Source organism: Shewanella sp. SM69, assembly GCF_025653985.1.
Lineage (GTDB): Bacteria > Pseudomonadota > Gammaproteobacteria > Enterobacterales > Shewanellaceae > Shewanella > Shewanella oncorhynchi.
Genome location: NZ_JAKKRV010000002.1, coordinates 228,254 through 250,757, shown reverse-complemented (window position 1 = coordinate 250,757; position 22,504 = coordinate 228,254). Strand labels below are relative to the sequence as shown.

Below are 22,504 nucleotides of genomic sequence, written 5' to 3'. Positions count from 1 at the left end.
CTAAGATAACTGATTTGGTTTGGCGTTTTAAGAAGGTAATGTGTCAAAGTATGTTCCTAAAGCGACATTGTTAACACCCAGTGATGCGGCGTTTATCATAGATGCCAATCGGCCCGTGCTGACCCATACTCGCAATATGGTGGCGGAAGCGGGCATCGAACCTCACTCGCACCCGCGGGGTCAGCTACTTTGGGCCGCCAAAGGTTTGTTACGTGTTCGCAGTGAAAATGCCGTCTGGGTGGTCCCCTCAACCCATGCCGTTTGGATCCCTTGCAATCTGCCCCATCAAGTGAACAGTGAAACCCACGCCCATACTCGCAATATTTATATTGACCCTAGCTATGGCGTTAGGCCACAGGATACGCAAGTGGTGATGGTGACTATGACAGCGCTGATGCGCGAATTAGTGCTTAAACTTTGTGAAAGTTCACATCTTATGGACAGTGGACAACTGCATCGGCTGGGTTTGGTTGCCATCGATGAGCTTCAAACTCTGGACAGTCTGGATGCCCATTTACCCGCTGGCTCAGATCCAAGACTCAGCCGATTAATCCAAACGCTGATCCGACGTCCAAAAGTGAGTTACTCACTGACCGAGTTAGCCGAAATGGGCGGCGCGAGTGTGAGAACGATTGAGCGACTATTCAAAGCTGAAACTGGGCTCACTTATCGACAATGGCGGCAAAGGTTTCGTTTGTTAAATTCGCTTGAGAGCTTAAGCCAAGGGGAGAGCACAACTATGGTGGCCCATAGTTTAGGTTATTTGAGTGTCAGCAGTTTCAGTGCCGCCTTTAAAATGCAATTTGGTTGCACGCCGCAAGATTACCCGCAGCATAAGCCTATGAAAAGCGGGCGCTAAATCAGGCATCATAAAACCGTCTATAAAAAGCTAGAACAACATCTAGGATGCTGTTCTAGCCTTCAATTTATCAAAGTATTGTTAAGCTAATGCGCTATTTTAATTGGCTATTTCAACTTGTCATTTCAATGCCGCTGGGACGATAGGGTAATAATCCCAGACTTGGCCATCGGTCATTGAGCGCACCAGTTTGATGTATTCGGCATGGGTCCAGGCAAGCGGTGTGGCAGAGTTGGTGCCTTGTCCGAGTTGGTAATGATAGCGGGTGGCATCGCCGACACCGTCCCACGCTTGCTCGGGTAACATCATGCCCGCATTCGCAAAGGTTTCCATGCCTTGCACATAGGTGTTGATCAACTGCTGCTTGGTTTGCTGCGCGTTATTGCCAGTTAGCTCACCTTTTGCTTGGGCGAGTGATAGCTCAAAATGACCGCGCTCGCCGGTGAAGAAGGGCCAGATTCGACCGCGTTGATCGGCGCTGTTGCTGCCGGATTCTGCGTAGTTATTGCCAGAAACCGTATCCTCACCGTAGCCGTCGTTGCCATAACGTCTAAAGCCTGGGATAGTGCTGCCATCTTTGGCGCTAAACTCATATTTAAGGCGTAGGTTTGGTTCAAGTTCAGTGTTATCAATCAATTGAAGGCTTTGATTGATCAGCTTGTCGGTTGCACCGCGCACGCCATAACGTACTAGTTCTAAAAATCCGCCATCGAGGATCTGACGCTGATCTAAACCTTGCTTACCGTTATTTGCCGCCAGTTTATCGCTGGTGTTTGGCTTGCCATTCGGGCTTAAACGTAAATAGTAGGGCGCGCTGACGCCTGCGCTGTTCTTCAATAGTCCTTGAGTGGTGACTAAGTGCTTTTCTAAGCTATCACTTAAACCTTTTGCGGCGGCAAGATAACGGCTGCTGGAGTCGGGATCTTTGGCTTCTTTGGCGATGTCACTCGCGGCAACAAGACCTGCGATCACTGCAGCCGTTGTTGAGGGGGAGTAACCCGCTTGTTCTTCCCAACGTTCTTGCTGAGTTTTAGGTGGGGTGATTTGGGTGTGATTCCAATCCAGATTGACCTCACCGCCGCTGATCAAAAAGTCCGCTGCACCTTTGAGCATCTCTTGATACCAGTGACTGATCTCATCAGGGGTGAGTACGCCCGCTTGCCAGAGTTTCCAGCCGAGCATGATAGGCATGGCAGTTTGATCGAGTTGCACGCCGACCCATTCAATTTGGCCATCCACATGGGTCTTTTGCAGGAACCAACCGGGCGTACCCGTAAAGCTGGGCGTCTTTTCGGTCACTTGCACTTTTTTCAGGTATTCGAAGGCCACTTTGGGCGTTTGCGTGTCACCCATGGCGAGGAATGCCATGGCGCATTGGTAAAAGTCGCGCGGCCATACCGCTTTATAGCCAGTGCTCGGCACGGCTGCCGAAACCGTATCGCCCCAAGGGTTAGAAAGCGAAGCGATCAGTGCGCCGGCATAGGTTTTATCTTCCTGCGCTTTCAAGACCATAGCGCTGGTATACAGCAGCTTGCCGTTATCTGTGGTGTTGTTAGCCATGTTAGCGATGGCGGGCAGTGAGCTTAGGTAACCCTGCCAGCCTGCATTGTAATGGCTGAGCACAGCATCATAACCTGCGGCCAAGGTGGCATCGGCATTGGCTAAACTTTGTGCTTCATCTTTACCAAAACCGATGGCGAGATTAAAAGTGACGGGTTTGGCTTTGATGAGCGTAGGGTAACTCGCGGTAAAGGCGATATTGCCAACGGTCGATTTATCTTGCGCACTGGTCGTTTGATAGGGCGTATCGAGTTTGCCGTTATCGGCCAAATCGGCTAGGCCATCGGAGACGCCGACAAAGCCAGTGGTTGCCTGCACAAAATTCAGATCGGATTTTACCGTCATTACGCTACTGTCTTTGGCGGCGGTATAGGCCACCAGCGCCTGATTCTTTGTATGAGTGTCGATGCGGCCGATATCATTGGCGCCCGCGTTATCGATATGCGGATTGACATACAAATGCGGTGTAATGCCGTCTTCAAAGGCAGTAAAGGTGACACGCATCATCAAAGTGTCGCGGTCTGGATCGGTAAAGATATGCTTTTCAATCTGATACTTACCTTCAACATCTTTATTGATAATTTTATAGGCAAGGGATTGCGGGCGACCGTTAGCATCGGTATCTAAATATTCTATGCTGCTGATGGTGTTCTCTTTTTCGGTATCGACAAAGCCATTACCTGTGACCACAAATTGCAGTTCTTTGAGCTGCGCATTATGGATAAGACCATACATGGTTTCGGTTAAAATACCTTGGGCGAGGGAGAACCAAACGCGGCTAATGGGATTTTGCTTGGCATCTTGATATTGACCTTGGGTATAAGGCTCGTAAGACGTCCCAATACCAGTTTTACCCGAAAATGCCCAAGTCGGCGCTTTACCTGGTGCGCCGGGCGCAACCTGCTGCACACTTGGCGCTGCATTCACACTTGTGGCAGTTGTTGCTGAATTCGATGTGGGTGAACAGGCTGTGAATCCTATTGTCCCTAATAGACTTGCGGCGACGGCAAGCGCTAGGCGGCTGCGCTTTGTTAACGCTTGTGTGTGACGGTTTTGGTTGGTGTGCAGATCCTGCTGCGGCGTAGGACTCGATTCCATCTCGTTCTCCCCAAATAATGGTTTTATTTTTATAGTGATTGAAATTGATAAAGATATTTTATGCTGCTGTGATTAGCCAAATGACCGAATTCACCGCGCTTAACATGCATTGCTGCATGTCGCCTAATGTGTATCGCTGTTATAAAGAGCTAACTTTTATGTGTTAATTTGCTTGTGGCTTTCGTGATTAAGTGGGTCTTGCGGTTCATCGCTTCACTTTGATTATTTGAGTTATTTTGTTCGACAATGTCTTGGTCGACAAATAATACGGCAATGCCTGCACACATCATCAAGACGCCACCTGTGATCAGTGCATAAATAGGTTGACCATCGAACAGACCATTGAGCACTAAACCCAGCACACTGGCGGCAAGAAGCTGCGGGATCACGATGAAGAAGTTAAAAATCCCCATGTAAACGCCCATTTTTTGCGGGGGTAACATGCCCGACAACATGGCGTAGGGCACAGATAAAATTGACGCCCACGCGATACCGACACCTATCATAGGCAGCCATAACAGGCTTGGGTCTTTAATAAAAAAGAAACTAATCAAACCTATACCACCACAGAACATATTGACTGTGTGGGTCAGCTTGATGCCAATACGCTTAGCCAGCATAGGAATAAAAATCGCGGCAATGGCGGCAAAACCATTGTAGGAGGCGAACAGTACGCCGACCCAATCTGCGCCGTCGTTATAAGCTTGGGACAACACATCGCTGCTGCCAAAATGGTAAGAAGTCACGGCGGCAGTGGTGTAAATCCACATGGCAAACAGTGCGAACCAAGAGAAAAACTGCACGATCGCCAGTTGATGCATGGCTTTGGGCATATGGAACAAGTCATCGACCACGCTAAATACCATGCCGAGCTTATTGCGTTCAGCGGGTTGTGAATTGCCCAAACGCAGCGCGCAATACAATTGCAATGGGCCAAAGGCGAAAATTCCTAAGCTCAAGATATACAACTGCTTATCTAAATCCTGAGCCCAAATAGCGAAGGTGAGCAGGGCGCCGAGACCCATCCACACGATGGAGGCAAATTGATAGTCCTTGCGGGTACGAGTGCGGGCTAAAGTTTGATCTTCAGCATTGACTTGTTTTGCGTTAAAGCTGGCTAATTCTTCAGGGGAATATTCTCTTGACGATACGACAGTCCAACTGACCGCGAGCAATAATACTGTGCCGCCAAAATAGAAGGCATAACGCACTGAATCGGCAATTTCACCCGCTGGTGCAGTATTCGCAACATCAAAAAAGTGAGTCAAAATATAGGGTAAGGCCGAAGCGACCACAGCGCCAATACCGATGAAAAAGCTTTGCATGGCATAGCCTTGGGTACGCTGGCTTTTCGGTAAATTGTCACCGACGAAGGCGCGAAACGGCTCCATGGCGATGTTGATCGAGGCATCCATGATCCATAACATGCCGGCGGCAATCCACAGGGTAGGCGAGTGCGGCATGATAAAAATGGCAAGGGTAGTAAAAATCGCGCCAATCAAAAAATAGGGGCGGCGACGGCCAAGGCGTCCCCAAGTGTTATCACTCAAATAACCAATAATAGGTTGAACCAATAAACCCGTCAGTGGTGCGGCAATCCACAGAATGGGAATTTCATCGATAGAAGCCCCTAAGGTTTGAAAAATGCGGCTGACGTTGGCATTTTGCAGGGCAAATCCAAATTGAATACCTAAAAAACCGAAACACATATTAAAAATTTGCCAGAAATTCAACTCAGGTTGTTGCTTGAATGAATGCGGCAACTGAGGCGCAGCGGCTTGATGGGGATCTTGCTGGTAATTCGAAGACATTGAACTTCCTTTCTGTTGCTGGCAGTCGTTCTGCCTTGAGTGCTTATTGTTTTAATTGTTTTGCCTAGCAATGGATTGGCACTGTACTTTGCTTTTATGTGGTGAGCTATTTCATCACAGCCAAGAGCATACAATAAAAGCTAAGAGTCAGATTCATGGCTTATTCATGGTAGTTTCGCGCATGCCATGAATGAGTGTACTCTGTGAAAAAATGGCGAATATACTCCTCCCTCAGAAGCATATTCGCCGATAAATTCATTTCAAATTGGGACCTAACACCTTAATTCAAAGGTGTTAGCCCAAGTGAGTGGCCTAAAGCCAGTCAGCAGAAAGAACTTAAGCCTGATAGCAATCCTTGTATGTAACCCTATCAGAAACGACCTCACAGATTTCAAACCCCACAAGCAGAGGGTGAAACGAGCGGATTTATAGTAGCCTCGGCGTAGATTTTTGCACAACTGCTTACATACGTATTCATCATGGCTTAGTAACTGGATGGAAACATAGATGTAACGCATTTGGACAGTTTATCAATAGTTATAGGCTTGCTGGAATGCTCAAATAACTCTCTCATATTGTTAGAATACTTGATGATCAGTCATTGCATTATTTTTTAGAAAAAAGGGTATTGTTATTGCGGATGTTAACTGAGTGATAAAATCAACCGCAGCATAACTGACGGCGAATTCAATGGGCTTAATCAGAGTCAGCATGCAATAAATATCCAGTACGGATGCCGATAGCTTGACTCGAAAGTCGCGCACTCTGCACTATGATAATAGCCAGCCTAGATATGGTGGGATCAGATAGGTACTTAGCTTATGATTATCACCAGATTAAGCGTTTTTCGTTCGATTATTTTAAATTTTTTCAGTTGATTAAAGGATCCCTATGTTTGTTGTCTCGCTTACTTATAAAAAGCCAATTGCAGAAGTGGAGTTACATTTAGCCGCCCATATTGCTTATCTTGATGAGTATTATGCCGCAGGGACTTTTGTCGCCTCGGGTCGTAAGGTGCCACGTACCGGTGGCGTCATCCTCGCCAAGGCTGAAAGTCGCGCGGCGCTAGAGGCTATTTTGCAGCAAGATCCTTTCTGCATTGCCGATGTCGCTGAGTTTGAGGTGATAGAGTTTGTGCCGACTAAAACGGCGCCAGGGTTAGAGCCGTTGCTTGAAGTGATTTAACCTACATCTTTGTTTGAAAATTATTCCGTGTACTTGGTTATAACAGGCTTGGCGGGTTGGGGGGACATAGAGTTCCCCCCATTTGGGTGTTAGTCAGTGTTTATGCTGTTTTTGGGGCGAACTTTTCCGATATTCTGCGACCTAGTTTGGTATTATGCCGTTTTCCCTCTTGAAACCTTACGCAGGTTTCCGCTGCGCGAGTCCCGCTTTTTATGTCTATTCAAACGCTGTTATCGACGGCTCTGGCGAAACGCCATGATTTTTTACAACAAGCAGAACAGGATCAAACCGATTGTTTTCGGGTGTTCCATGGGACAGTCGAAGGCGTCAGTGGCTTGAATGTCGATCGCTACGGCGATGTTTGGTTAGTGCAGAGTTTTCATCAGACCTTAACCGACGAAGAGTTGGTTGATGTCGGCACTGTTTTGTTACAACAGGCCGATTTGCCGATAGTGTATAACGATCGTTCATTAGGCCATTCCCGTGTATTGAATGCCTTATCACCCGCACTGACAGAGATCGCGAGTTCTGAGCGAGTAATGCAGGAAAATGGCATCAAGTTCAGCACTAAACTGCGCCACGAAGGACAAGATCCGCTGTTATTCCTTGATATGCGTGTTGGCCGCGAATATGTGCGGGCACACAGCCAAGATAAAACCGTGCTGAATTTGTTTTCCTACACCTGCGGCATTGGTACTGCGGCAGCCATCGGCGGCGCGACTCAGGTGATGAATGTTGATTTTTCTTCCTTTGCTTTAGCGACGGGCAAAGCGAATGCGGCGTTAAATCAGGTGTCGAATGTATGTGAGTTTGTGCAGAGTGATGCGTTTCCGGCATTGCGCCAATTGGCAGGCTTGAGTGTGGGAGGGCGCCGCAATCAAAAATTACCGAGTTATCCCAAATTGGCGCAAACCCAGTTTGATCTGGTATTTCTCGATCCGCCGCGTTATGCCAAGAGTGCTTTTGGTATTGTCGATTTGGTTAATGATTATCAAGGTTTGTTTAAGCCCGCATTAATGGCGACCAAAGTCGGTGGCACTATCGTTTGCTGTAACAATGTGGCGAAAGTCGAGCGCCAAGCATGGTTTGACAGTTTAGTGCGCTGCGTTGAAAAACAAGGCCGTACAGTCACTACGCACACTTGGCTCGATCCCCATGAGGATTTCCCTTCGTTCGATGACAATCATCCACTTAAAATAGTGGCACTGACATTAAGTTAGTTATACAAATGGTATAGTGATAAGAACTACATCGTGATATTAACAAGCAGGGCACCCGATTCGGTGCCCTGTTTATTTGTCCATTTATGTGCCGCTAGATGGGTTGCAAGTGGAAGGCAATCGCGACGCGGTTCCAGCCATTAATGGCAATGATTAAGCTGGTGAGGTCGACAATTTCTTTCTCGGAATAATGCTCAGTAAGCGCTGCATATTGACTATCATGCACGGGCGCAGTAGCAACTTGGGTTAAGATTTCCGTCCAGAGCAGTGCTGCACGTTCCCGTTCATTAAAGATTCCATCGACCTCCTGCCAAGCGGCAAGTAAATCTAAACGCAGCTGTTCTTCACCGTCGCTTCTGGCTTCCTCGGCGTGCATTCGCTGACAAAATGCGCAGCCATTGAGTTGCGATGCTCTAAGCTTGACTAAATGCACCAGTAATGGCGAAAAGTGGGAGTCGCCGGCTGCTTTGTCTAAGCTGAGCAGTGCGTTAGCGAGTACGGGTTGTAGCTGGTAAATTTGCTGGCGTGGTATACGTTCTGACATAAAAGCCTCCTATAAGCTGAGGCTTCAATCTAAGCGGTTAGCGCGACGTAGGATTGGATATTTGCGACATTTTACGCTTTTTGTATTGTCCTGGAGTTTGCTGTGTCACCCGTACAAAGTGTTGATGTAGATGGGCTTGATCGTAAAATCCGCAATCGAATGCGACCTGCACTAGGCTGAGGTTAGGTGATTGGCTGAGTAAGTTTCGGGCGATTTTGACTCTGTTTAATTGCAGTAACTGCGCGGGTGATAATCCGGTTTCTTGTTTAAATCTTCGTTCAAACTGGCGGCGACTTAGGGGCAGTTGTCTATAGAAATCCTCTAAACTGGCTTGGGTTTGAGTAAGCTTTGGTAAACTCGCCTGCACTAAGCTAATCATAGCGCTTTTATGTCGAGATAAGGGCACATCATATTGCCGCTGGTTGAGCTGCAATAACCAGTGCTCAAGTAGAGCGACGCGTTGGGCTGGCAGATTGGTTTCCGCCAGTTGCGATAGCAGTTGATCCAATCCTGTTAGCTGCAATTGCGTCGCATCAATAGTCGTCACTGATGAAGTAGACATAATATCTTGCAGTTCAATGCCGAGTAAATGAAACGCGCCGCCGGGGTGAAAACGAACGGTTATCAGCTCGATTCCTGGTAAAAAGGCGTGGGAATGTCGGCTCTGACCACAGTGAAATAACACTTGAGGTTCTTCGCCTCTTAGCGTTTGAGTAAGCGTTGGCGTTGGGAAATAGAAATGCAGGCTAGTGCCGCCGTCCGGATAAAATGTCTGTTCAATGCTCTGTGGTAAATTAGTCGCAACGCGCAAATGAAAGTAGCGCTGCACCCAAGGGCGAAGTGGCGCTAAGGGTTGGAAATGGCTAAAGCCTAAGTGCGCGAGTTCAGTTTCGAAACGTTTAAAGCTGCGCATTTCTAATAAATTTGCCCGATATCGCAAGCTGAGCACCATAAGGAAGAAAGGAAGGTCAGATTAATCTAACTGAGGCATTTTTGCACCTGTGTTGGTTGTACGCATTTGCCTTGGACTGGCATGGTCTGTCTATGCTGTTGCTGGTTAGCCAGAAGCATTTACAACCTGTTTATTCGGTTTATACCGATTTGACAGCTAATTGGCACTAGCTGAATAGACGCCTCGACCATGATCAACTTTTACGTTTGTACTGGGATCAACTGGTGTTAGTTGGCGATAAAAAGTCACCAAGGACAAGGTATATCCTTGGTGACTTTTTGTTTTTTTACTCTGTATTTTCACATTCGTTCAAACACGTTGTTAACGCACTGATTTTAAAACCAAACCTAAAGCACTTTGAACCTTATTGCCGTGCCGCCACTGCTGGCGAGTGCGAGGTTTAGGCTATCTTTAGCACTCACCTCTTTTGTTTCTATCACATAATCATAGGGGTTGGTTTTCCAATCGGCTTTTGCGCCATCGCGGTAAATCTGCGCTTGATAACGTTTATTCGGGGAGAGGAAATCCAGTTTGACCGTGACCTTGCGTGCAGTTTCATCCGTGAGTGCGCCTAAGTACCAATCACCTTGATCCTTCGCTTGGCGGGCAAAGACAATATAGTCACCGACTTCACCGGCAAGCGCGACACTTTGATACCAATCTGTGGGCACATCGCGGATAAATTGGAAGGCATCTAAGTGCTTTTCATAATTGCGCGGCAGATCCGCTGCCATTTGGATTGGGCTATAGAGCACAACGTACAAGGCGAGCTGTTTGGTCAATGTGGTTTGCACACGATTTTCAGCATCCAACCCCTTGGGCGCTAAGTCAAAAATTCCTGGGGTAAAGTCCATTGGACCCGCAAGCATGCGGGTAAAGGGTAACATGGCCGTGTGTTCAGTGCTGTTTGGTGGGCTCCCCCAAGCATTGTACTCTTGGCCGCGGGCACCTTCGCGGGAGATCCAGTTCGGATAGGTTCGGCGCAGGCCTGTGTCTTTGATCGGCTCGTGGGTATTGATACTGATGTGGTGTTTCGCTGCTTCAGCGACATTGTGCAAATACTCACCGACCATAAATTGGCCGTCGTGCCACTCGTGACGGGTAATGCCTTTGTCATCTATGCGCTTGATCTGGCCACCATCGGCGACATAGCCCGTCTTGACTTGAGTAACACCATGCTGCTCATACAGAGTGAAGGCATCAGCCATTTGCTCGCGATAATGCGTGACTGAACCTGCGGTTTCATGGTGGCCGATTAAACGTACATTTTGTTTTGCTCCGTAGGCTGTGATGGCGGGCAGATCGAAATCAGCATAGGCCTTGGTAAAGCTAAATTGATCGCCGTTGTGGAACCAGTCGCCGTCCCAACCTTCATTCCAACCTTCTACCAGTACACCATCAAACTGATATTTGGCGGCAAAATCCATATAACGCTTTGTTTCACTGGTGGTTGCGCCATGGGTTGGGCCCGAGCCCCAGGTATTTTCGTTTAAGTGCATTCCCCACCAAATACCGACGTATTTCCCTGGTTTTACCCAAGTAACATCGCCGAGTTTATTGGGTTCATTGAGGTTTAGGATGAGGTGCGAATTGAGCAGCCCAGTTGCTTTGTCGGCAATTTGAATGGTGCGCCATGGCGTATAAAAACCCACTTGGGTTTTGACGCGAATACCGTCGGACCAAGGCGTGAGATCGGCCTTAAGTTTGCCATCGCGCTGTTGATCTAAGGTCATGGCGGCAAAGTCCACCAAGGCGGCTTCGTGGATACTTAAGTGCGTACCGTCTGCGAGTTTAAAGGTGAAGGGGGTATGGGCTCTATCGACGTCTTTAAGCGCTGTGGTGCGATATAAATATTCGTAGCGATTCCAGCCGCGGGCAGGGATCCACCATGCTGTGGCTTTAGCGCTATTGCCGACATTGAACTCGGTTAACTCGTTAGTGATTAATAGCGGCGAATTGGCGGGCAGGGCAGCTTGTGGGGCTAAGTGATAGCGAAAGCCAATCCCATCGTCAAAGGCTTTAAATTCGATTTCGAGTTGCACCTTGCCATTACTTAATACAGCAGTCAGTTGATTGTGTTGATCGCGGATCCATTCCTGTTCGCCCCAAGGTTGTTGCCACTTTTCATCAGCACTTTTTTTATCGCTGCTTTTTATCTGTAATCCTTGACCGAGTTCGCCAAGGGATTGAAAAACTAAGCCTAAGCGGCTCGGTTCTATGACTGTTTTACCGCGAAAATCAATTTTATATTCGGGGCGGCCGGTATCATCACTCAAGCTGATTTGAATTTGTTGGTTGGGTGAGCTGACGGTAACGGTTTTGGCAAATACGTTGGCACTAAAAAGACTCGTGACCGCAAGGGCGAGGGCTGTAGGGCTTAATAGCGCTTGCGATAGTTTTTGTCGCGATGAGCTCTGGCGAGTGTGGCTGTTTGTTAAGTGGCAGTCTGTTAAGTGACGGGCAGTTAAGTCGCTGCGAGTAAACTGAATAGGGTTGGTCTTGATGAACATTCCTTGATCCTTATTTTTATAATGAATGTGACTCACAGCATACTAGTGGCGATGGCTTTTTAACCGCAACGGCCTGCATACGTATTCACCACATTAAGGCGTGGCGTAACAGACGTGACGTGAAGCACTGCGAGGGCACGAACAAAAGATGTGGTTTGCTTTTGACTCGAGTAAACTGCGCGCTTTCTTTTTTCTTAAAAGTGCAGGGCAAAGTGCGATTTATAGTGGGATTAACAGCATTAAAAGCCGCAGTAGTAAGGTCAAACCGTGAAAATTAGCCAACGTTTACAACAGATAAACAGCATGATCACAGGTTATTACGATCATATTTGGGATTGCTGCTGCGATCATGGTTTGCTTGGTATGCTGTTGTTAGAAAGGAGCGCTGCCCGCCACGTACATTTTGTTGATTGTGTCCCTTCGCTAATGCAGGCGCTTGAACTGCGTTTACAACGTTTCTTTCCCGCTGACATATCAGGCCTTAATCCACACTTAGATCCAAACTTAAACCCAGACATAGACCCCAATTTAAGTCGTCATAGTCAGTGGCAAGTGCATTGCCTTGATGTCGCGACTTTACCGCTCGCGCAAACCAGTGACAATGATAAACAGTTGATTATCATCGCTGGCGTGGGTGGTGAATTGCTGGTGGAATTAGTGCGGGCAATTCTAGCCAAACACCCACTGCGGCCCCTCGAATTTATTTTGTGTCCCGTGCATCATAATTACTATGTCAGGCAATCACTTTCGGCCTTAGGGCTAGGGCTTAAGTCGGAACACTTATTGGAAGAGAATCAACGTTTCTACGAAATCCTCCATGTCAGTACAATCGCTGCTCCAAATGGTCTATCTATCACTGCTACGGGGTCGTTAATGTGGCAGACATTAGATGAAGCAAACCTGCCGCGAGCACAACGCTACCTGTCGCAGCTGATTGGCCATTACCAACGCATGCCGGCGCACAAGCAAACTCCTGAAATTATTCACGCCTATCAGCAGCAATTGGCCCAGCTCTTGAGTGAGTATGAGTGAGCTTGAATGTTCTTGAGCATTTTTGCCGCTTGGGGATTACGCTGAGAACTAAGATGAGAACCAAAGATGAGCACCAAAGATGAGGATCAGGCGAAAGAGATGATGCATCGCGATCTCGTTGTTAATATTATGGGCAAAACGATTTTAGCATAAACCGTTAACAATCAATCTTGTAATCGTTAAAATCTATTAATCACTCGGACTGGACTGAGTGTGATTATTGCCTCTGTGGCAGTTTTTGATCTGCATTTGGTGTATTTTCGTTTATGCTGCGACTCCTTTTCGGCAAATGGCTACGACGATGCGTTTATTGAGAACCACCCAAGATCCTGCGGTTAACCTACAGACGGCCCGCGTTTTTTATCGCAGAGCTGCCCGCGCGATAGTGTTATCGGGTGAAGATATTTTGCTACTTTATACCCAAAAATACCGCGACTATAGCTTACCCGGCGGCGGAATTGACGATGGCGAGAGTCTTGAAGATGGACTGATCCGCGAGCTACAGGAAGAAACCGGTGCCTTAGACATTCAAGTGTTAGCGCCCTTTGGTCGCTATGAAGAGTTTCGACCTTGGTACCGTGAGGGGGCGAACGCGGTGCACATGGAGTCATTCTGTTATGTGTGCCGTATCGACACCACCTTGGGCGAGCGTGGTTTAGGTGAGACTCGATTAGAAGCCCACGAGATTAAAAATGGCATGCGGCCTGAATGGCTCAATATTCATCAAGCAATCGCCCATAATGAAGATATTCAGCGTAATCATCCCCATAAAGGCCAATCAATAGAGCGTGAAACTTTTTTGCTAAAAAAGATAGTGTTGGAATTTTTTTAAGTTTTATCATTTTAAATCATAACTTTAAACTATGATTTTATTTCATGTCAAACTTAGTTTTCTTGGTTTATTGGCGATTGAACGCCGTTATTTTAACCTGATTTTTTAAGTGGATGTGCTTCGAGTCTGTGCCTGACTCAGTGGATGTTTAAGACAATTTCTCACTCTTTTGCCGCAGCAGGGAAGACAATGCAGATTATTTTATTGACCCACGAACGCGAGTTAACCCGCAAAACGAATACTGGCCAACTCGCGTTAGCCGCATTCCCTGAAGAGGTGAAAAGCATCGTCTGGTCGAGAACGGCACCTGATAACGATTTAGTGGCTATGTTGGCATCCCAGCAAGCCAAGCTGTTGTTTCCTGCAAGTGATACTGAGTTTGCTATGCCCACTGATATTAACCCCTTAGAGACGAATTTAGCTGAGCCATCGCTCTCGAACGCACAAGCCTTGTTAGTGCCTGCGCAATCCACACTCATAGCAGCACAACGAATGCCGAGCCAAGTGGTGATTTTAGATGCGACTTGGCAGGAGGCGCGTAAGATGCTGCGCCAGAGCCCCTATCTTAAAACGGCTGCACGAGTCAGTTTGCCGCCACTTATGCCTGAATCCGCCTTTATATTGCGGCGTAATCAGCAAGAAGGGGGCTTGTGCACTGTAGAATGCATTATTGCGCTTTGGCGCCAGTGTGGCAGAGCAGAACAAGCGACGCTATTAGCGTCGCTGTTTACTGAATTGAATAGCCGTACTTGATTGCAGTGTTTGAGAGAGTGTTCGAGGAAGTGCATGAATAGATAATTAACGACTTTTAGCTTTGACCCATAGATAAATCACCGTCAGCTGAATCACCATCTGTTAAGTCACAGTCATTTAAATCAGAGCCAGTTATATTACCATCAGTTAAATCATAGTCATTTAAATAACAGTCAGATATATACACAGAAAGTGACTCATGGCACCGCCGAGCACAAACAAATGCCAAATGGCATGGTTGAATGGAATGCGTTTACCGACGTAGAACACAACTCCTAAGGTGTAAAATAACCCGCCTAAGATTAATAGATTAAAGCCTACCTCTGACATCGCCGCCGTTAAATCGCCCATCACAGTAACACATAGCCAACCCATAGAGAGATACAACACTAGGCTTAACTTTTTGAATTTGTGAATAAATAACGTCTTAAATAGGATCCCACCAATTGCAAGCGACCAAATGGCCGTTAAAATCACTATCGACTGCGTGCCTTGTAAGCTTATCAGCATCAAAGGTGTGTAAGTTCCTGCAATTAAACAGTAAATAGCGCAGTGATCGGCGATCTTCAGTTTATGTTTCCAGCCTGAATGGCTAACGCTGTGATATAACGTCGAGCATAGGAAAAGCACTATGATGCTCGCACCATAAATGGTTACGCCCGTAAGTTGAATTGGCGTTAGGTGATCTTGACCTTTAAGCAGCATGAGCACCAATGCCACAATCCCCGCAATGACACCTAGGCCATGGGATACACTGTTAGCGATCTCTTCTTTGATACTATATGGTCCAGATTTTACCGGGTTTTTAACTGTGTTTGGCTGTTCGGTAACACTTTGACTCGACATGGTAGATACACACTCGTAAACGATAATGACTGAGTCTATCAGTTAGAAAAATAAATCACCATATTTAAGCGTACACTTGTAAGCTTAAATTTATGGTTGGCTTCTATTTTTCATCTTTTAGATTTTTAACGCCGTCTTGCACTCCCATCAGTGCATCGCATTGATGATGCTATTCGCTTCAAGACGTGAGATTTAACATTCAATTTAGCGCGATTATGATCCCAATTCCCAGCCTTATTTGTCTTAACTGGCAAGTGGCTTATCAAGCACTGGCGTAAAGTACTGTGCTTGTAGCAGGTTGCATTCGCATTGAACTTTGCTCTGTTTGCCTCCTCTAATCTGCGTTGAGCACTCGTAAGTAAATGCAATCAATAGATAATTCGCTTTCAATATTCACCAACCCGATATTGGATTGATATTGGATTTGAGTGTAATCGTTCCACGTTAAGCATCATTGAAATCAATGGATACTATACAAAACCTAAGGATGGATTTTGCCTTTTCAACATCAACCCAAGGCCGCGCCTTTATTGACAGTATCTCCTACAGCAATAGCGATTGGAGATGATACTGATAGTGCTTTGCTTTTTTCGGGCACATCGCCAGAAGGCGAGACTTTTATTGCATTTGATCATCACCTCGGTGATCTGGATACTGCTCAAACGCCTTTTTTTACCACTGCTGCCGAGCCGTCAGCGTTCAATCGCGGTGCAGGCCTTTTAGTCACTGAACATGACACCCAAGCTATATATCATGAGCAGGCTCAAGATTTGGTACTGCAAGAAATCCATGCTGAACATCAAGATCAAGATAAATTGGTTGCTGAATCTGAATCCAAACTTGAACTGTCTAGGACAATACAAACCCGTGCTCAAGGATTGGGGTTACATACTCGTCAGCCATATTTCAAAGGATTAAGTCTGTTATTTTTTGTGATCTTAGTGCATGTGTGTTTATTTTTACTTATCTGCATTTTGTGGCGCCCGCAGTTAAATCCCTTTGGATTGAAGGAAATAGAAAGCCGTGGCCCTAAAGTGGCAGCGATCAAGGCTTACTTTATTTATGCTCCCGCGGTAGAGAAAGCCGAAACCTCAGAGTCCGAAACTGAGATCAAGGCCGAGGATAAGACTGAAGCGACAAGTTCTGTTACGCCTACAATTGTTCCCACACCTCAAACTCAAGTGAAGCCTCTGCCAATACTTGAAAAGGTCATGCCTGAAACAATAGCACCCGAAAAGGCCGTCTCTGAAAAAGTAGAGTCGGAAAAAGTGAACCCAGATACGGTTAAACCGAACATCACTCAATCGAGCCAATCTCAATCAAAGAAAACTCAATCAATTGCCCCAAGTGATGAACAACCCACTGAAACGATGGCAACAAAACCAACGAATACGTTGGATGCCTCAGAATTAAAGCCGCAGATTGGCGCTAAGAGCTCGCCCACAGCAGAAGGTGAGAGCACAATAGCGACAAGCTCAAGCATGAGTTTATTCACCCAGCAATATTTTGAACGTCAGCGCGAGCAAGCGCTCGATGATCTCGTCATTGAACAGGCCGATAAGTTCACCCGGAAATCGAATATGAGTGAAATGAGCCCAGAGATGGAGGTGCTATTTGTCCCTAACGCCGATGATTTCGGTGGCACAACGAGCCTAGATTTACCCTTAGATCCAAATCGTATTGTGCGTAAAGGTGATACGTGTTATCGCGTGGTACAAGTCGGCACTCAAGTTAATCCTTACGCCGAAAATTTAGGCTTCCCATTTGACTGCAGTGGCAAAAAAATCAATCAAGCTATTGATGATGCCATTCAATCTCGATTAAACAAAATGATGCTCAAACCCCATAAATAGTGACTTTCTTTTATGATTTATTTTCATGCTAATTATGGATTTTTTAGTTTAATTTTATTTAATCAATTAAAAACAATTAATTATGAATCTTTATTTTGGATTGGTGGTTAAGGTTTTTAATTGCTTTTTTCCTTGTTTGTTGCTGCCGCTTCTGTCTATACTGCCCACTCATCTTGTCGGAGTGCCTCTTGGCTGAGACCGTTTATTCGGGATCCGTTGAACCTGATCAGGTTAAAACCTGCGAAGGAAACAAGCGTAATAACACACATTAAATCGCTAAAATAGACGGCTTGAACACCTGTTTACTCAGCAGTGTTTTAAGCCTTAATGTTTAGATTTAATCGTTATTGAGCAGGGTAACTCAATTTTTGAAGCCAGTGTTGGCCACAAAAGTTGATTGCCATGTCCAGCTATCAACAACTCAATTCTCCAGACAAGCAACTCCATTTTTTAACGTGAGATTGCTTATGTCCAGTTCAAACCCAAACCCAGCTGTAGCTGCCAATGCGATAGAAATCACAGCACCAGAATCGACAATCCCTAATAAATCGACAGTGCCTAATAAATCGGCTGAGTCTAGTCAATCAATCGTGCCTAAGGCGCCGAGTCGCCGCGAAACCCGCGCGCAGGCTCAAGCCTTTATCGATACGTTAGCGCCGCTGCAACATCCTAATTCACAAAAGATTTATCTCGAAGGTTCCAATGCCGATATTCGCGTTGGCATGCGGCAAATCCTGCAGACTGACACGCTTATCGGCGGTACCGATGATGCGCCTATCATGGAAAAAAATCCGCCAATCCGCGTGTATGATTGCGCCGGACCTTATTCCGATCCTGAGGCCGATATCAATGTGCGTCTAGGCCTGAGTAAATTAAGACAAAACTGGATCCTAGCCCGCAACGATACAGAGCAATTACCCTGCGCGACCTCAGACTTTACCCAACAAAGACTCGCCGATGACGGTTTAGAACATCTGCGTTTTGAGGCAGGTTCGAGTGCCATTGTCCGCCCACGCAGAGCGCTGCAGGGTAAACGAGTCAGTCAATTACACTATGCCCGTCAAGGGATTATCACGCCCGAAATGGAATATGTGGCGATCCGCGAGAACATGGCACTTGCCGAAGTACAGGATGAAATCCTCAATCGTAAAGCCAAGGGCGAAGCTTTTGGTGCCTTAGTCGGCGAACCGATTACCGCCGAATTTGTCCGCGTTGAAGTCGCCCGTGGCCGCGCGATTATTCCGCTGAATATTAACCATCCCGAAGCCGAACCTATGATCATCGGGCGTAACTTTCTGGTGAAAGTGAACGCCAATATCGGTAACTCGGCGGTGACCTCTTCCATCGAGGAAGAAGTGGAAAAGCTCGTCTGGTCTACCCGTTGGGGCGCAGATACGGTAATGGATTTATCCACAGGTCGTTATATCCACGAAACCCGCGAGTGGATCATCCGTAACTCGCCAGTGCCCATTGGCACAGTGCCGATTTATCAAGCGCTGGAGAAAGTGAACGGCGTGGCAGAAGATTTAACCTGGGAAGTGTTCCGCGATACCTTGATTGAACAAGCTGAGCAAGGTGTTGATTACTTTACTATTCATGCTGGTGTGCTGCTGCGTTATGTGCAGATGACGGCTAAACGCGTCACTGGGATCGTTTCCCGCGGCGGTTCAATTATGGCCAAATGGTGCCTGAGTCATCACAAGGAAAACTTCCTCTACAGCCATTTTCGTGAGATCTGTGAACTTTGCGTTGCCTACGATGTATCCCTGTCTTTAGGTGATGGTATGCGTCCCGGATCGATTGCCGACGCTAATGATGCTGCCCAGTTTGCAGAGCTTGAAACCTTAGGTGAGCTAGTCAAAATCGCGTGGGAATACGACGTGCAAACCATTATCGAAGGGCCGGGACATATCCCGATGCAGCTCATTAAAGAGAACATGGACAAGCAGTTAGCTCACTGCGATGAGGCGCCGTTTTACACGCTTGGCCCGCAAATCACCGATATCGCACCTGGGTATGATCATTTCACCTCCGGCATAGGCGCGGCCATGATTGCTTGGTACGGCTGCGCTATGTTGTGTTATGTCACGCCAAAAGAACACTTAGGATTACCGAATAAACAAGATGTTAAGCAAGGTTTGATTGCTTATAAGATTGCCGCCCACGCCGCCGATGTGGCGAAAGGTCATCCGAGTGCGCAAATTCGTGATAATGCGCTGGCAAAGGCGCGGTTCGAATTCCGCTGGGAAGATCAATATAACTTAGGACTCGATCCTGAAACCGCACGTGCTTATCACGATGAATCCTTACCGCAGGAATCCGCTAAAGTCGCGCATTTTTGCTCTATGTGCGGCCCTAAATTTTGTTCGATGAAAATCACCCAAGATGTGCGCGCCTATGCCGCTGGCTTAGAGGCGGCACAAGCGAAGGCGGATCAAGTTGAAGCTGATGACCAAGCCATGCAAGTCACAGTCAAGACGCCGCAGGAGTTGGAAGCGGCTATGGCGCTAAAATCGGCACAATTTGCTGCTTCGGGCGCCGAGATCTATCACGTGAAAGACAAGCTCGTCGCCGAAGCTGAGGAAGCCTAATGATGCTGGGTATTCATGGGGGGAAATTGCCCATGAATACCGAGTACCCCGCGTTTGTCTGGACTATAGCCGGTTCAGACAGCGGCGGCGGTGCCGGTATTCAGGCGGACTTGGCCACGATTCAGGATTTGGGCTGCCACGGTTGCAGCGTGATCACCACAGTGACGGCGCAAAGCTCTGTGGCGGTCACTTTAGTTGAGCCCGTATCAGCGGCGATGTTAATGGCTCAGCTGACGACTTTACTTTCCGACTTACCACCCAAAGCAATTAAAATCGGCTTACTGGCAGATCAAACTCAAGTGGCATTGCTGGCAGATTGGATCGCGAGTTTTAAAATCCACTATCCATCTGTGCCTGTGATTGTCGATCCTGTGATGGTCGCCAGTTGTGGCGATGCATTAGCAGTAGATAACTGTCAGGATATAAAAAGTGCGGCCAAATCAGCCTTAGATTTTAAGCCTTTCAAAGGTTTAATCGAACTTATCACGCCCAATGTGCTTGAACTTGGGCGATTAACTCACAGTGATGTTTCAACGAAAGCGCAATTCGCTGCTGCTGCACTGGCTTTATCCCAGAGTCTTGATTGCAGTGTGCTCGCCAAAGGGGGCGATGTAAGCTTTGGCAGCACTGACATTCTTGCTGATACTCATGCTCAAACTCACGCTAGCACTTATGCTCAAACTCAGGCTAATGTTCATGTTATCGCTCTTGATAGCAACGGCTGGGACCTTGCGCTTGCCGAGGATTATCTAGTTTGTCGTCAAGTGCGCGCAAGCTCTAAACTACATCAAAATGGGCGTTTCTGGTTAGCCTGCCAGCGGGTTAATACCCGTCATAACCATGGTAGCGGCTGTACTTTGTCATCGGCCATTGCCGCTGTGTTAGCGCAAGGTTTTGTATTGCAAGATGCGGTGGTGGTTGCGAAAGCCTATGTGAGTCAAGGCTTAAGCGCGGCGATTGGTTTAGGGCAAGGTCCAGGGCCGTTGGCCCGAACGGGTTGGCCTAATGATGTGTCCCGCTATGCCAAGATAAATCTGTGTGATGGCAATTTTATTAGTCATCACCTCAATCAACATCTTGATGTTAGGTGTGATTTAGTTGCAACAGTTTTATCTGCAACAGATCAGGCTACCTCTCAGGTAAGAATAGCCTCGACGCCACCTCAAAATATTTTATCCCACGGTTTTAAAGTGCTCGATGCCGATCTTGGTGTTTACCCTGTGGTGAGTGACTTAACCATGCTGGAGGGTTTGTTAGCTGCGGGCGTTAAAACCGTGCAGTTACGGATAAAAACCGACATCAGCGAGTTAACTACTGCAGAGTTAGCCGAATCTGATTTAGGTAAATCTGCGCTAAGTAGATGTGAGTCAGGCGAACCTGAGTTAATTGGCTCCGAATTAGAAGCACAAATTCAAACGGCCATTGCCTTAGGTAAGCATTTTAATGCGCAGCTTTTTATCAATGATCACTGGCAGTTAGCGATAAAATACCATGCCTTTGGGGTACATTTAGGCCAAGAAGATCTCGCCGTTACCGACTTAGCGGCCATTCAAGCCGCGGGGCTCGCGCTAGGCATATCGAGCCACAGTTATTTCGAGTTGCTATTGGCGCACCAATACTCGCCATCCTACATAGCGCTTGGGCATATATTCCCAACCACGACGAAGCAAATGCCTTCGGCGCCCCAAGGGCTCGCAAAACTTAAACACTATGTGGCGTTACTCCAAGATCATTATCCCTTGGTCGCCATTGGCGGTATTGACTTAACAAATCTGGCAAAGGTGAAAGCCACAGGGGTTGGCAATATTGCTGTAGTGCGCGCAATAACGAAAGCTAAGGATCCGTTAGCTGCGTTTGCAGAGCTGAGCCAAGCTTGGGAGCAATGTAGCTTGTCTGAAGAACTGGCTGTAAACCATGAGTTGGGTGCTAAGCATGAGTAAAAACCCACTGCTTGCTCACGCAGAGGTTCTTTGCGGTCATATACACAGCGACAATGAACACTGCGGCCATGCACTCAGTGATGCCGATTTCATCCGTTATTCTCGGCAAGTCTTATTGCCAGAAGTGGGTGAGGCTGGGCAATTACAACTGGCCGACGCTGGTGTCGCTATTATCGGTCTTGGCGGTTTAGGGCAATTGGCGGCGCAATATCTGGCCTGTGCAGGTATTGGTCGCTTGACCTTAATCGATATGGATAAGGTTGAAGTATCAAATCTGCCAAGACAATTGTTATTCAACGATGCCGATATTGGACTCAATAAGGCGCGAGTTGCCAAGCAAAAGCTCAATGGCATAGCACCGCATTGCACTGTTACTGCCTATGAAACAGTATTTAGTGCTGCGACATCAGCCCATCACTTCGCTGAGGTTTTACAATTAAAACAACAAGGTAAAAGAGTACTTGTGCTTGACTGCACCGATAACTTCGCGACTCGCCAAGCCATTAATCACAGCTGTATCGAAGCGGCTTTGCCTTTAGTCAGTGCGTCAATCGCAGCATTTAGCGGTCAATTGTTTGCAGTCGACCAAATGCGGTTCCCCTATGGTGGTTGTTATCACTGTATTTTCCCCGCACAAACGAGAGTGTCGCAGAGCTGCAGTACCCAAGGCGTACTCGGGCCGAGCGTAGGCGTCATGGCGTCAATGCAATCTTTGGTGGCCATGCAACTCTTGTTGAATGTGGATAGTTGTGATGAACCTAAAAGTGCCTTGTTGGGAGGTTTTTGGCGCTTCGACGCTAAATCACTTTCATGGACAGCGGCGACATTAACGCGGGATCCCCATTGTGACGTATGTGGTCCAAAAGAGGTTCGTTCATCATCCGATAAGCTCAGCAAACTATAAAGTATGGAGGTTTG

15 protein-coding genes, 1 pseudogene and 1 riboswitch are annotated in these 22,504 nt (G+C 47.1%); of the genes and pseudogenes, 10 read left to right on the top strand and 6 right to left on the bottom strand.

Features of this window, described 5'->3' with window-relative positions; translation table 11 throughout:
* The first annotated feature begins 40 nt into the window (after positions 1-40).
* Positions 41-859 carry an AraC family transcriptional regulator gene (locus L5M37_RS04460; protein WP_219250861.1) on the top strand — a complete coding sequence of 273 codons (819 nt, stop codon included), beginning with the start codon at positions 41-43 and terminating at the stop codon, positions 857-859.
* Between the two features lie 120 nt (positions 860-979).
* Here L5M37_RS04460 and L5M37_RS04455 read toward each other — a convergent pair whose 3' ends face one another.
* A complete protein-coding gene (locus L5M37_RS04455) occupies positions 980-3,517 on the bottom strand; it encodes a glycoside hydrolase family 15 protein (protein WP_263199558.1) in 2,538 nt (845 codons plus the stop codon).
* Between the two features lie 149 nt (positions 3,518-3,666).
* Positions 3,667-5,328 (bottom strand): MFS transporter, encoded by a 1,662-nt coding sequence (locus L5M37_RS04450; protein WP_263199557.1) that lies wholly within the window; start codon positions 5,326-5,328, stop codon positions 3,667-3,669.
* 891 nt (positions 5,329-6,219) lie between these two features.
* On the opposite strand from L5M37_RS04450, the gene L5M37_RS04445 reads away from it, so the two are divergent.
* Both L5M37_RS04445 and L5M37_RS04440 read left to right on the top strand, forming a co-directional pair.
* Positions 6,220-6,513: a YciI family protein gene (locus L5M37_RS04445; protein WP_198572268.1), complete on the top strand. Its 294-nt coding sequence runs from the start codon at positions 6,220-6,222 to the stop codon at positions 6,511-6,513.
* A 212-nt stretch (positions 6,514-6,725) separates the two neighbouring features.
* Positions 6,726-7,733, top strand: coding sequence for a class I SAM-dependent rRNA methyltransferase (locus tag L5M37_RS04440; protein ID WP_263199555.1), 1,008 nt, complete (start codon positions 6,726-6,728; stop codon positions 7,731-7,733).
* Positions 7,734-7,827: 94 nt separating this feature from the next.
* On the opposite strand, the gene L5M37_RS04435 is transcribed toward L5M37_RS04440, so the two are convergent.
* The 3 genes from L5M37_RS04435 to L5M37_RS04425 all read right to left on the bottom strand — a co-directional run bounded on the left by L5M37_RS04435 (position 7,828) and on the right by L5M37_RS04425 (position 11,739).
* Entirely contained in the window at positions 7,828-8,277 is a 450-nt protein-coding gene (locus L5M37_RS04435; RefSeq protein WP_263199554.1) for a carboxymuconolactone decarboxylase family protein, read from the bottom strand.
* Positions 8,278-8,314: 37 nt separating this feature from the next.
* A complete protein-coding gene (locus tag L5M37_RS04430; protein ID WP_263199552.1) occupies positions 8,315-9,229 on the bottom strand; it encodes a helix-turn-helix domain-containing protein in 915 nt (304 codons plus the stop codon).
* Between the two features lie 347 nt (positions 9,230-9,576).
* Positions 9,577-11,739 carry a glycoside hydrolase family 97 protein gene (locus tag L5M37_RS04425; RefSeq protein WP_263199550.1) on the bottom strand — a complete coding sequence of 721 codons (2,163 nt, stop codon included), beginning with the start codon at positions 11,737-11,739 and terminating at the stop codon, positions 9,577-9,579.
* A gap of 267 nt (positions 11,740-12,006) precedes the next feature.
* On the opposite strand from L5M37_RS04425, the pseudogene L5M37_RS04420 reads away from it, so the two are divergent.
* The 3 genes and pseudogenes from L5M37_RS04420 (at position 12,007) to L5M37_RS04410 (ending at position 14,356) form a co-directional block, all read left to right on the top strand.
* Positions 12,007-12,787 (top strand): annotated as a pseudogene (locus L5M37_RS04420) (tRNA (adenine(22)-N(1))-methyltransferase).
* 285 nt (positions 12,788-13,072) lie between these two features.
* Positions 13,073-13,603: an NUDIX hydrolase gene (locus tag L5M37_RS04415; RefSeq protein ID WP_263199548.1), complete on the top strand. Its 531-nt coding sequence runs from the start codon at positions 13,073-13,075 to the stop codon at positions 13,601-13,603.
* 189 nt (positions 13,604-13,792) lie between these two features.
* Entirely contained in the window at positions 13,793-14,356 is a 564-nt protein-coding gene (locus L5M37_RS04410; RefSeq protein ID WP_411569062.1) for a tRNA-uridine aminocarboxypropyltransferase, read from the top strand.
* A 162-nt stretch (positions 14,357-14,518) separates the two neighbouring features.
* Here the strand turns inward: L5M37_RS04410 and trhA are convergent, their stop codons facing one another.
* A complete protein-coding gene (trhA, locus tag L5M37_RS04405) occupies positions 14,519-15,202 on the bottom strand; it encodes a PAQR family membrane homeostasis protein TrhA (RefSeq protein ID WP_263199545.1) in 684 nt (227 codons plus the stop codon).
* 494 nt (positions 15,203-15,696) lie between these two features.
* Between trhA and L5M37_RS04400 the strand changes: the two genes are divergently transcribed.
* The 4 genes from L5M37_RS04400 (at position 15,697) to L5M37_RS04385 (ending at position 22,490) form a co-directional block, all read left to right on the top strand.
* Positions 15,697-17,055, top strand: coding sequence for a hypothetical protein (locus L5M37_RS04400; protein ID WP_263199544.1), 1,359 nt, complete (start codon positions 15,697-15,699; stop codon positions 17,053-17,055).
* A gap of 167 nt (positions 17,056-17,222) precedes the next feature.
* Positions 17,223-17,321, top strand: a riboswitch (TPP riboswitch).
* 201 nt (positions 17,322-17,522) lie between these two features.
* Complete coding sequence (gene thiC / locus L5M37_RS04395) at positions 17,523-19,646, top strand: phosphomethylpyrimidine synthase ThiC (protein WP_263199543.1); 2,124 nt, start codon at positions 17,523-17,525, stop codon at positions 19,644-19,646.
* A gap of 2 nt (positions 19,647-19,648) precedes the next feature.
* Complete coding sequence (locus L5M37_RS04390; protein WP_263199752.1) at positions 19,649-21,586, top strand: bifunctional hydroxymethylpyrimidine kinase/phosphomethylpyrimidine kinase; 1,938 nt, start codon at positions 19,649-19,651, stop codon at positions 21,584-21,586.
* Entirely contained in the window at positions 21,579-22,490 is a 912-nt protein-coding gene (locus tag L5M37_RS04385; protein ID WP_263199541.1) for a HesA/MoeB/ThiF family protein, read from the top strand. The genes L5M37_RS04390 and L5M37_RS04385 overlap by 8 nt, the downstream gene beginning before the upstream one ends.
* The last annotated feature ends 14 nt before the right edge of the window (positions 22,491-22,504 follow it).